Raw genomic sequence first — 11033 nt, 5'->3', positions numbered from 1 at the left:
GGGGACAGCGCAAGCTTGCGGGCCCGGCTCAAAGTGATAGGCCTCGTTCAGGCGACGGGATGACCACCCAGCGGCCCACCTCGAGAAGGTGAGGGGGCAGCGGGGAGGAGGGGTCATCCCGGAGCCTGCCCGTCCGGCGAGGACAGGTCTTTGCTGCCGCGGCAGGGTTCTGACGCTGATTTCTGCCGCGGCTGGGCGGGTCCGACCTCCCCCGCCCCTCCGGTGGGATTTTCAGCCGCCGGGCGGGTTCGTCAAGGCGGGAAAGCGTGCCTTGACAAACCCGCCCGTCGGCTGAAGGGAAGGCTGGGATGAGGGGCGGGGGAGGTCTGGTGACGTCGCTGGTCGGCTTGCGTTGCCGGCCGCCGGTTCGCGATCACATTCGCTGGTCGGCTTGCGCTGCCGGCCGCCGGTTCGCGATCACATCGTTGGTCGGCTTGCGCTGCCGGCCGCCGGTCCGAGCGACTGCCGGCCCCCGACCCCGGCGCTACTCGCCCTCGATGACGTCCGGCTCCACGCCGAGGTACCCCGCGACCTGCTCCACCAGCACGTCGTGGACCAGCTCGGCCAGCTCCGACGGGTCCTTCGCCCGGGCCTCCAGCGGCCGCCGGTACAGCACGATCCGGGCTCGGGTCGGCAGCCCCGTCCGGTCCACCCCCGCCGGGACCAGGCGGGACAACGGGACCGCGCCGTCGTGCAGGACGCCGTCCGCCGGTGAGTGGCCGTTCTCGCGGACTTCGGGTACGTCGTCGACCGCCACGTCGAGCTTCGTCAGCTCGTGGCGCCAGCGGGCTTCGATCGGCTCCAGCGCGTCGAGCACCAGTGCGTCGAACCTCTCCGCGCGGCTCGCGGCGGCGGGCAGGGTCGCCGGATACAGCGTCCCGCGCAGGCCCCGGCCGTGCCGGTCCCGCCGCGAGCGCCGCCGCTGTCGGTAATCACGTGCCGTCGCCACGCCCGAAGTCTATGCGGTCGGCACGTCCCAGCGCGTGTCGCTCCTCCAGGCTTGCGGCGACGCGCTATCGTTTCGTTTCGTGCGGAGCGTACGGAAGTGTTCGCGTACTGGCTGTCTCGAGCCAGCTGTGGCCACGCTGACGTATGCGTACAGCGACTCCACCGCCGTCGTCGGCCCGCTGGCCACCGCCTCCGAGCCGCACTCGTACGACCTCTGCGAAGCCCACGCGCTGCGGCTCACCGTCCCCAAGGGCTGGGAAGTCGTCCGGCACGAGGGCGCCTTCGCCGCGCCGGATCCGTCGGCCGACGAACTGACCGCGCTGGCCGAGGCCGTGCGCGAGGCCGGCCGCCCCGGAAAACCGGCTCCCACGCCCGAGCCGGAGGGGCCGTCCGGGCGCCGCGGTCACCTGCGGGTCCTCCCCGGCCGCGCCTGAACGCGTAACCCTCTCACCCCGCCGGTAGGCTTTCCGCGCGGCGCAGCGGGCGCCGGGACGACTATTCGCGGGGAGACGGCGTGCCAGACCTTTCGGGCATCGTGAAGGCCTACGACATTCGCGGCGTGGTCGGCGAGCAGCTCGACGCGGACCTCGTCCGCGACTTCGGCGCCGCGTTCGCCCTGCTCATCAAGCCGGAAGCGCCCTCGGTGGTGATCGGCCACGACATGCGCGACTCCTCGCCGGGGCTGGCCACCGCCTTCGCCGAGGGCGTCACCTCGCAGGGCCTCGACGTGGTGAGCATCGGGCTGGCCAGCACCGATCAGCTGTACTTCGCCTCGGGTTCGCTGAACCTGCCGGGCGCGATGTTCACCGCCAGCCACAACCCGGCCAAGTACAACGGCATCAAGATGTGCCGCGCGGGCGCGTCGCCGGTCGGCCAGGACACCGGGCTGGCCGAGATCCGTGACACGGTCGAGCAGGGCGTGCCGGAGTTCGAGGGCCAGCGCGGCTCGGTGACCGAGCGGGACGTCCTCGCCGACTACGCCGCCTACCTGCGCAACCTCGTGGACCTGTCCGGCAGCCGGCCGCTTAAGATCGTGGTCGACGCCGGGAACGGCATGGGCGGCCACACCGTCCCGACCGTGTTCGAGGGGCTGCCCATCGACGTCGTGCCGATGTACTTCGAGCTCGACGGCACCTTCCCGAACCACGAGGCCAACCCGCTCGACCCGGCGAACATCGTCGACCTGCAGGCGAAGGTGCGCGAGGTCGGCGCGGACGCCGGCATCGCCTTCGACGGCGACGCCGACCGCTGCTTCATCGTCGACGAGCGCGGCGAGCCGGTTTCGCCAAGCGCGATCACCGCGCTGGTCGCCGTCCGCGAGCTGGCCAAGGACCCGGGCGGCACGATCATCCACAACCTGATCACGTCCAAGGGCGTCCCGGAGATCGTCGCCGAGCACGGCGGCAAGCCGGTCCGCACCCGCGTCGGCCACTCGTTCATCAAGGCCGAAATGGCCCGCACCGGCGCCATCTTCGGCGGCGAGCACTCCGCGCACTACTACTTCCGCGACTTCTGGCGCGCCGACACCGGCATGCTGGCGGCGCTGCACGTCCTCGCCGCGCTCGGCGAGCAGACCGGCCCGCTGAGCGAGCTGACCAGCGCGTACTCGCGCTACGCGGCCTCCGGGGAGATCAACTCCACGGTCGACGACCAGGTCGCGAAGATGATGGCCGTCAAGGACGCCTTCGGCACCCGGTCCGGCGTCGAGCTCGACGAGCTGGACGGCCTGACCGTGCAGCTGCCGGGCGGCGCCTGGTTCAACCTGCGCCCGTCGAACACCGAACCGCTGCTCCGGCTGAACGTCGAGGCGGCGAACGCCGAGGCCGTGCAGGGGCTGGTGGACGAAGTACTCGCGATCATCCGCAACTGACCGTCCACGGTGAAGGGCGCCCCGCGGGCCGAACTGTGTCCTGAAGTGCCCTTCATCACACCTTCTCGCGTGGTATGGAGGAACCATGGCCATCACGCTCGACGCCCAGCTCCTCGAGATCCTGGCGTGCCCGTCGCCCGATCACGCCCCGCTTCGGCCGGGCACCCCGGACGACCCCGAGGCCGACGCGCTGACGTGCACGGAATGCGGCCGGGTGTACCCGGTCCGTGACGGCATCCCGGTGCTGCTCCTGGACGAAGCCACCGTGCCCGGGAACAACGGAAACTCCGATGCCGACAGTGCTTGACGACACACTGCTCGACGACCCCGCGCGGCTGGCCGAGGCCGACAGCGCGGGGTTGCTCCGTGCCGCCGCGATGGCCGGCGCCCAGGTGCGGGCGACCGCCGAGCTGGCCGCGGAGCTGGAGCTGTCCGAGCGGCTCGACATGGGCCGCCCGCGCGCCGTCGTGCTGATCGACCGGCCCGGGGTGAGCCGCACGCTCACCCGGCTGCTGGCCGCCCTCCTGGCACCGTCGTGCCCGGTCCCGGTAGTCGTCGCCGAAGTGGTGCCGAGCTGGATCGGCGCGCTCGACGTCGTGTTCGCGCACACCGACGACCCCGGCGACCGCGAGCTCGCCGCGTCGCTGGAGCGCGCCGCCCGCTACGGCGCCTCGGTGGTGCTTTCGGCGCCCTCGGAAGGGCCGGTGGCGGCCGCCGTGGCCGGCAAGGGCCTGCTGCTGGCGCCGCGGGTCCCGGTGCCGCCCGAGCTGGCGTTCCCGCGGGGCCTGGCCGCCGGGCTGCTCACCGCCAACGCGCTGGGCCTGCTGATCTCCGACGTCCAGGTGCTCGCCGACCAGCTGGACCTCGAAGCCGAAAAGGACTACCTGGCCCGGGAGTCGTTCGCGAACCCGGCCAAGGCGCTGGCGCTGCGGGTCGCCGACCGCGTGCCGCTGCTGTGGGGGCTGGACCCGGTCGCGGTCGCCGTCGGCGAACACGCTGCGCACGCGTTCGCCGCCCACGCGGCCACGGTGTGCGACGTCGAGGACTATCGTCAGGCCCTGGCGCGCCCCGCATTGCGGCGGGCGGCGCAATCAGGTGGCGGAGAGCGTGACATCTTCGCCGATCCGGACGATCCCTCTGGTGACATCCCCACCCGGGTGCTGCTGCTCTCGGTGCGGACCGGTCCGGCCACGGACGCGGCGCGCTACCAGGCCGAGGATCTGCTGCCGGGTGCGGACGTCATCGCGCCGGCCGAGGAGATCGAGGCCGACGAAATCGTGCGGGCCGCGGTGCTGGCACTGCGGTTCGAACTGGCGGCGGTCTATCTCGGGCTGGCGGCGGGCAGCATCGGCGGCGCGGGCCGCTTCGCGCCTGCGACGGCGTGAGACCCGCCTAGCACCGGCCCCGGCCGGTGCCGAAGGAGTGGAGTTGAGGTGACAGTGGAGCTGCTGCGCAACGCGGTGCGGCCCTACGCCTGGGGATCGCGGACGGCGATCCCCGAGCTGCTGGGCCGTCCGGTACCCGCGCCGCACCCCGAGGCCGAGCTGTGGATGGGTGCCCACCCGGGTGACCCGTCGCACGTCATCGGTCCCGACGGGACCGAGCGGAGCCTGCTCGAGCTGGTGGACGCCGACCCGGTGACCCAGCTCGGCGAGCGGTGCGCGAAGCGGTGGGGCGGGCGGCTGCCGTTCCTGCTGAAGATCCTCGCGGCCGAGGAGCCGCTGTCGATGCAGGCGCACCCGTCGGCGGCGCAGGCCGCGGAGGGGCACGCCCGCGAGGAGAAGCTGGGCATCCCGCGCGACGCGGCCAACCGCAACTACCCGGACCCGACGGCGAAGCCGGAGCTGGTCTGCGCGCTGACGGAGTTCCACGCGCTGGCCGGGTTCCGAGCGCCGGACCGCACGATGAAGCTGCTCAAGGCCATCGAGACGCCGGGGCTGGCGAAGTACACCGGGCTGCTCGAGGCCCAGCCGGACCCGTCCGGGCTCCGCGCGCTGTTCACGACGTGGATCACGCTGCCGCAGTCGTCGCTCGACTCGCTGTTGCCCGAGGTGCTCGACGCGTGCGTCAGGCACGTTCAGGAGCACGGCGAGTTCGCGGTCGAGTGCCGGACGATCCTGGAGCTCGGCGAGGCGCACCCGCGCGACGCGGGCGTGCTGGCGGCGTTGCTGCTGAACCGCCTGACGCTGCGCTCGGGCGAGGCGATCTACCTGCCGGCCGGGAACCTGCACCTGTACCTCCACGGAACGGCCGTCGAGATCCTGGCGAACTCGGACAACATCCTCAGGTGCGGCCTGACGCCGAAGCACGTGGACGTCCCGGAGCTGCTGCGCGTGGTCGACTTCGCGTGCGGCGAGATGCCGGTCCAGTGCGGCGACACGGGGGGCCGGCTTTCGGTGTACCGCACGGACGCGCCGGAGTTCGAGCTGTCGCGCGTGGAGTGGGCCGCGGGCCAGGACGACGAGATCTCGGTCGACAGCGTCGGCCCCCAGATTTTGCTGTGCACGGCGGGCGACCTGCTGGTGACGGCGGACGACGGCGAGAAGGTCGAGCTGCGGCGCGGCCAGTCGGTGTGGCTGCCGGCGGCGGACCCGCCGGTCCACGTGCGCGCGCTGGGCGGAGAGCGCGCCCAGCTTTTCCGCGCAACGGCAGGCACCTGCGAGGACTGACCCAGGTCACCCGGGTCGGTCGACGCACCCGAAGAGTCGGCTTGCGTGCCTGGAGGGTCGGCTTGCGTACCTGAAAGGTCGGTCTGCGTACGCAGAGGTTCGGTTCGCGTTCTTGGGCGGTCGGCTTGCGTGCCTGCAAGGTCGGCTCGCGGCCGACTGTCTGGGTACGCAGGTCGACTGTCCGGGTACGCAACCCGACCGCCTCGGTACGCAAGCCGACCGTCTGGATACGCAAGCCGACCGTGCAGGTACCCGGGCTGACTGTGTGAGTGCGCGGGCCGGGCGCTCGGGGCGGGGGAGCGGCTGCCCGGCCTGTTCGCCGCGTGGGGCGTGCGCACTCCCGGATGCCTCGGGGCGGTTGTGTGCGGGGCGGGCGGGTTCTGTGTGCGTTCCGTGTGGCGGGGTCCGCCACGATCGACACCAAGGGGGACCCTGGTGCGCTGATGCGCGCCGCCGGGTCCGCTGGGGGTGGCGCCGGTCGGATTTCGCCCGGCGTCCGTGGGCTGAGGGTGGTGCCGCGAGGGGGCGGCACCACCTCGGCGTCCCGGCGGCCGAGGCGAGGCGGGTGGTGCGGTGAGGGGTGGCACCGCCTGGTCTCGCCGGGGGCGCTCGCCGGTCGGCCGGTGTGGTGAGGGGAGCACCACCCGGCCAGGCCGGCGACTCGCGTCAGGCCGGGTTGGTGAGGGCGAGCAGTGCCCGCCGCAGGGCTGCCGCGCTTGCGTCGCGTGGGTCGAGCAGCTCCGCCGCCTCGGCCGCCGCCTCCTGGGCTGCCTTCGGATCTGCCGTTGCGAGGTGGGCGTGGTGCAGCACCAGCCACGTCAACCCCGTCGCCGCCTTGCCGCCCATCTCGCGGAACTCGTCCAAGCAGGCCCGCAGCACCGGGATCGCCTGCGCCGCCCGGCCTTCGCCGATCCAGGCCGCCGCCAGTGCGCGGGTGCACGACAGCTCGCGCGGCCGCTCGTCCAGCTCCCGCGCCAGCTCGCGGGCCTCCCCGAACGCCGCCGTCGCGTCCTCGCGTGCTCCCGTCGCCGCCGAAATCGCGCCACGAGTGCGCAGCGACTTCGCCAGCGAGGACCGCGCCATCGTGCCGCGCAGCAGGTCCACCGATTCCGCGATCGCCGCCACCGCGCCCGGATCGTCGCCCGTCAGCAGGGAGGACCACGCGAACCCGTGCAGCGCCTCACCGAGCACCCGCGCGTCGCCGCTCGACCTCGCCGCCGCCAGGGCCGCCCGGTCGACCTCCCGGGCCTCCACGATCCGGCCGAGCCGCAGCAACGCGGCCGACTCCGCCGCCCGGACCCAGCCGAGGTCGGCCGAACCGTCCACTGTGAACAGCTCGCGGGCGTGGGCCGCCGTCTCCAGGGCCTCTTCCGCGCGACCCAGGCCGATCAGGCAGTGCGCCAGGTTCGCCGACACCCACGCGTGCGTGCGCCGGTCGCCCTGCGACTCCAGCTCCTTGGCGCACGCGCGGTAACGCGCCGCGGCCTCCTCGTACTCGCCGCGCGCGTGCCGCAGCAGCGTCAGCGTGGCCTCGGCGACCGTCGCCAGCGGCGGCTCCGCGGCCAAGAGCGTTTCGTACGCCGCGCGCATGTCCGCGTACTGCCCGTGCAGGTACAGGTAGACGCCGAGGCGGTCGAGCAGCAGCAGCGCGTCCCGCGGGCCGAGCGTGCCGAGGAGCAGCACGAGGTTCGCGCGCTCGGCGGCGAACCAGTCCTCCGGACGCGCCAGCAGCCGCTCCACGAGTGAATCCGGCAGCGGCTGGGCCGGCGCCGCGTGGGCCGGGGGCGGCATCGGGACCGTGCGCGGCAGCCGGGCCGCCGCCGCGTCGGCGAGGGCGAGCGTGGCCGCCAGCACCGTCCGCAGGCCTTCGCTGGGCACCGGGTCGTCGAGCTCCGCCGCGTACAGCCGGACGAGGTCGTGCATCCGGTAGCGGCCTTCGCCCGTCTCATCCGCTCCGCACGCCTCCAGCAGGCTCGCTTCGACGAGCTCTTCGACGGCCTCGTCCGGGTCGTCGACCAGGGTGGTGACCGCCCAGGCCGGCAGGTCGGCGAGGCGGCACCGGCCGAGCAGCCGGAACGCACGCCGCGCGGCCGGCCGCAGGCCCTCGTAGCTCAGCGCGATGCTGCTCCGGACGGCGAGGTCGCTGACGGTCAGCTCGTCGAGCCGGCGGACCTCGTCCTCCAGCCGGCCGGCCAGCTCGCCGAGCCGCAGGTGCGGGCGGATGGCCAGCCTGCTGCCCGCGATCCGCAACGCCAGCGGCAGCCGGGCGCACGCCGTGATGATCCGCTCGGCGTCGGCGCGCTCCCGGGCCACCCGCGCCCCGGCGAGCCGGTGCAGCAGCTCCGCGGCGTCGGCGCCGGACAGCGGCCCGAGGGCCAGCCGGTGTGCCCCGGCGAGCCCGCTCAGCCGTCGCCGGCTCGTCACGAGCACCGCGCAGCCCGGCGTGCCCGGCAGCAGCGTGCGGACGTGCTCGGGGTCGACGGCGTCGTCGAGCACCACCAGCACCCGCCGGTCGGTGAGCCGTCCGCGGAACACCGCCGCGCGCGCCCGCACGTCGTCCGGCACCGCCGGCCCGGGGACGCCCAGCGCCCGCAGCAGGTCGGCCAGGACCTCCCCGATGTCACGACCGGCCAGCGGCACGTACAGCTGGCCGTCCGGGAACCGCGCGCGCAGCCGGTGGGCGGCGCGCACGGCGAGGGTGCTTTTGCCCGCACCCGGCTCGCCGCTGAGCACCGCGACCGGGACGCCGCTGCCGGCGTCGAGCACCTCGGCCAGCTCCGCCAGCTCGGCGTCGCGGCCGGTGAAGTCCCCGATGTCCGGCGGGAGCTGGCACACCGGCCACACCGCGGGCGGCAGCCGCGGCACCGGGTCCTCGCCCCGCAGGACGGCCGCGTGCACCCGCCGGGCCTCCGCGCCCGGTTCGACGCCGAGCTCTTCGATCAGCGTGGTCCGCAGCCGCCGGTACACCTCCAGCGCGCTGCCCTGCTGACCGGCCCGGTGCAGCGCGATCATCAGCTGCGCGGCCAGCCGTTCGCGCAGCGGGTGCTCGGTGATCATGGCCTGCAGCTCGCCGGTCAGCTCCCCGTGCCGCCCCGCGGTGAGCTCCGCGTCGACGCAGTCCTCGAACACCGCGAGCCGCTCGGACTCCAGCCGGGCGACGTCGGCGTCGAGCCGCGGCACGTGCAGCCCGGCCAGCACCGGCCCCCGCCACAGCGCGAGCGCCCGCCGGTAGTGCCCCGCGGCGGCCACCGGGTCCGCGGTACGCCGCCCTTCGGCGACGGCGGACCGGAAGACGAGCAGGTCGAGCTCCTCCGGTTCGACGTGCAGGCGGTAGCCGGACGGACCGTGCTCGACGTGGAGGCCGTCGATCCGGTCGCGCAGCCGCGAGAGGTAGGTGTGCAGGTTGGAGGCGGACGACTTGGGTGGGCCGTCCGGCCACAGCGCCTCGACGAGCACGTCGACGGGGACGTGCCGGCCGGCGTTTAGCAGCAGCACGGCCAGCAGCGTGCGCTGCCGCTCACCGCGCAGGACCGCCCACCGGCCCGGCGGGCTTTCGACGGCGAGCGGACCGAGCACGGCGAAGTGCGCCATGTCACCTTCCCGGGTGGGGCCGACAGGAAAAACCACGGTAGCGAAGGGGTACGACAGAACCGGAGGCCGCGGTTGAGGTGATCTTCGGCCGGCCCGGCGACTTTGCGGCGAGCCGGAGGGAATGTGCGGCGAGAACCCGGTCGACCACCGCGCTTGGCGTCGCCCGTTCGTGTGAGTATAGTGATCGCTATACTCACACGATGGCGGGCCAGGAGTGGGAAATCTATGTCGTGGACGAAGTCCTCGAGTGGATCGAGCGCCTGGACGATGCGACGCACGCTCGTGTCGTGCAAGCGATCGACGCGCTGGCGGAAGGTGGCCCGGGCTTGGGGCGGCCGCTGGTCGACACCATCGTCGGGTCCCGGATCCAGAACCTGAAGGAGCTGCGGCCCGGTACCGTGCGAATCCTGTTCGTTTTCGACCCCTGGCGAGCGAGTGTCCTGCTCGTCGCCGGGGACAAGGCAGGACAGTGGAATGCCTGGTACCGGGAGGCGATCCCACTGGCCGAGGATCGATACGACCGCTACCTGAAGGAACGCCAGGCAGAGGAGGGCCGACCATGACGGGCTACACGCGTTGGAAGGACGTCCGCGCGACGCATGTCGAGCGGGCCGGCGGCGAGGAAGCGGTCGAGGCGGGCAAGCAGGAGCTTCTCGCCGTGGTCCAAGGCCACCGCCTCGCCGAGATCCGCCGGGGCCGCGGCCTGACCCAGCAGCAGCTGGCCGAGCGGATGGGCGTCACCAAGGGCCGGGTGTCCCAGATCGAACAGGGCAAGATCTCCGGCTTGGAGGTGCTGGCCCGCTACGCCGCCGCTTTGGGTGGCCGGCTGCACCAGGCGATCTACTTCGAGGACGGTGACATCGCCGCCATCGCCTGAGCGATTCTCCGGCCGGTGACGACCGGACGGGACCGTTCCCATTAGGCTCCACCCGGACAAATCAGGACCTACCAGGGGAGCGGTCGTGTCAGCTGGAGGCGGAACCAAGGCGATCCTCGCCGCGCTCGGGGCGAACGCCGGGATCGCGGCGGCGAAGTTCGTCGGCTTCCTCGTCACGGGGTCGTCGTCGATGCTGGCCGAGTCGGTGCACTCGCTGGCCGACACCACGAACCAGGGCCTGCTGCTGCTCGGGCAGAAGACCTCGAAGCGGGAAGCCGACAAGGAACACCCCTTCGGCTACGGCCGCGACCGGTACTTCTACTCCTTCATCGTCGCGCTGATGCTCTTCACGCTCGGCTCGGCTTTCGCGATCTACGAAGGCATCCACAAGATCGGCCACCCGGAGCCGCTCGAATCGCCGATCGTCGCCGTGATCATCCTGCTGGTCGCGGTCGCGCTGGAGGGCTACAGCTTCTACACCGCCGTCGGCGAGTCGAAGAAGATCAAGGGCAACGCGAGCTGGTGGGGCTTCATCCGCCAGGCCAAGGAGCCCGAGCTGCCCGTCGTGCTGCTCGAGGACGCCGGCGCGCTGCTCGGCCTGGTCTTCGCGCTGCTGGGCGTCGGGCTGTCGGTCGTCACCGGCGACCCCGTCTGGGACGGCGTCGGCACCCTCGCGATCGGCGCGCTGCTCGGCGTCATCGCGATCATCCTGATCATCGAGATGAAGAGCCTGCTCATCGGCGAAGGCGCCACCGAGGGTGTCCTCGCGACCATCGTCGACGAGCTCGCCGCGGGCAAGGTCGAGCGGGTCATCCACATCCGCACCCAGTACCTGGGCCCGGACGAGCTGCTCGTCGCGGCGAAGCTGGCGCTGGTGCCCGGACTCGACACCGCCGAGGTGGCGACGGCCATCGACGACGCCGAGGCCCGCGTCCGCGCCAAGGTACCGGTGGCCAAGCTCATCTACCTCGAACCGGACCTGGACCGCAGTATCGTGCGTTAGCCGGGACCGTCTTCGGCGAGCCGTCACGGACCTGACCCGATAGGGTGACCTACTGCGATACATGCAGGCCAGCCG

General features: G+C 72.9%; 10 protein-coding genes. 8 read left to right on the top strand and 2 right to left on the bottom strand.

The features are described 5' to 3' along the window. Nucleotides 1-484: 484 nt before the first annotated feature. Nucleotides 485-949 carry a metallopeptidase family protein gene (locus tag IE317_RS32725; protein ID WP_004559274.1) on the bottom strand — a complete coding sequence of 155 codons (465 nt, stop codon included), beginning with the start codon at nt 947-949 and terminating at the stop codon, nt 485-487. Between the two features lie 79 nt (nt 950-1028). Here IE317_RS32725 and IE317_RS32720 point away from each other — a divergent pair, with 79 nt between their 5' ends. The 5 genes from IE317_RS32720 to manA all read left to right on the top strand — a co-directional run bounded on the left by IE317_RS32720 (nt 1029) and on the right by manA (nt 5487). Continuing rightward, nucleotides 1029-1382 carry a DUF3499 domain-containing protein gene (locus IE317_RS32720; protein ID WP_191315228.1) on the top strand — a complete coding sequence of 118 codons (354 nt, stop codon included), beginning with the start codon at nt 1029-1031 and terminating at the stop codon, nt 1380-1382. An 80-nt stretch (nt 1383-1462) separates the two neighbouring features. Beyond that, complete coding sequence (locus IE317_RS32715) at nt 1463-2818, top strand: phosphomannomutase/phosphoglucomutase (protein WP_191315227.1); 1356 nt, start codon at nt 1463-1465, stop codon at nt 2816-2818. Nucleotides 2819-2903: 85 nt separating this feature from the next. Continuing rightward, nucleotides 2904-3125: a Trm112 family protein gene (locus tag IE317_RS32710; protein WP_191315226.1), complete on the top strand. Its 222-nt coding sequence runs from the start codon at nt 2904-2906 to the stop codon at nt 3123-3125. Continuing rightward, nucleotides 3109-4203 (top strand): hypothetical protein, encoded by a 1095-nt coding sequence (locus IE317_RS32705; protein WP_191315225.1) that lies wholly within the window; start codon nt 3109-3111, stop codon nt 4201-4203. The genes IE317_RS32710 and IE317_RS32705 overlap by 17 nt, the downstream gene beginning before the upstream one ends. A gap of 54 nt (nt 4204-4257) precedes the next feature. Beyond that, entirely contained in the window at nt 4258-5487 is a 1230-nt protein-coding gene (gene manA, locus IE317_RS32700) for a mannose-6-phosphate isomerase, class I (protein WP_191315233.1), read from the top strand. A 666-nt stretch (nt 5488-6153) separates the two neighbouring features. On the opposite strand, the gene IE317_RS32695 is transcribed toward manA, so the two are convergent. Then, the gene (locus IE317_RS32695; protein ID WP_191315224.1) at nt 6154-9078 is read right to left on the bottom strand and encodes an AfsR/SARP family transcriptional regulator; all 2925 of its coding nucleotides are present in this window, start codon (nt 9076-9078) and stop codon (nt 6154-6156) included. Nucleotides 9079-9278: 200 nt separating this feature from the next. On the opposite strand from IE317_RS32695, the gene IE317_RS32690 reads away from it, so the two are divergent. The 3 genes from IE317_RS32690 (at nt 9279) to IE317_RS32680 (ending at nt 10958) form a co-directional block, all read left to right on the top strand. Further along, nucleotides 9279-9641 (top strand): type II toxin-antitoxin system RelE/ParE family toxin, encoded by a 363-nt coding sequence (locus IE317_RS32690; protein WP_191315223.1) that lies wholly within the window; start codon nt 9279-9281, stop codon nt 9639-9641. Continuing rightward, a complete protein-coding gene (locus IE317_RS32685; protein ID WP_191315222.1) occupies nt 9638-9955 on the top strand; it encodes a helix-turn-helix domain-containing protein in 318 nt (105 codons plus the stop codon). Before IE317_RS32690 ends, IE317_RS32685 begins: the two co-directional genes overlap by 4 nt. Before the next feature lie 85 nt (nt 9956-10040). Continuing rightward, entirely contained in the window at nt 10041-10958 is a 918-nt protein-coding gene (locus IE317_RS32680; protein WP_191315221.1) for a cation diffusion facilitator family transporter, read from the top strand. Nucleotides 10959-11033 lie beyond the last annotated feature (75 nt).

It is taken from the genome of Amycolatopsis bullii (assembly GCF_014654205.1).
In the GTDB taxonomy this organism is placed as follows: Bacteria; Actinomycetota; Actinomycetes; order Mycobacteriales; family Pseudonocardiaceae; genus Amycolatopsis; species Amycolatopsis plumensis.
The sequence above is the reverse complement of the archived record's forward strand: the minus strand, read 5'-3'. Positions and strand labels throughout refer to the sequence as shown.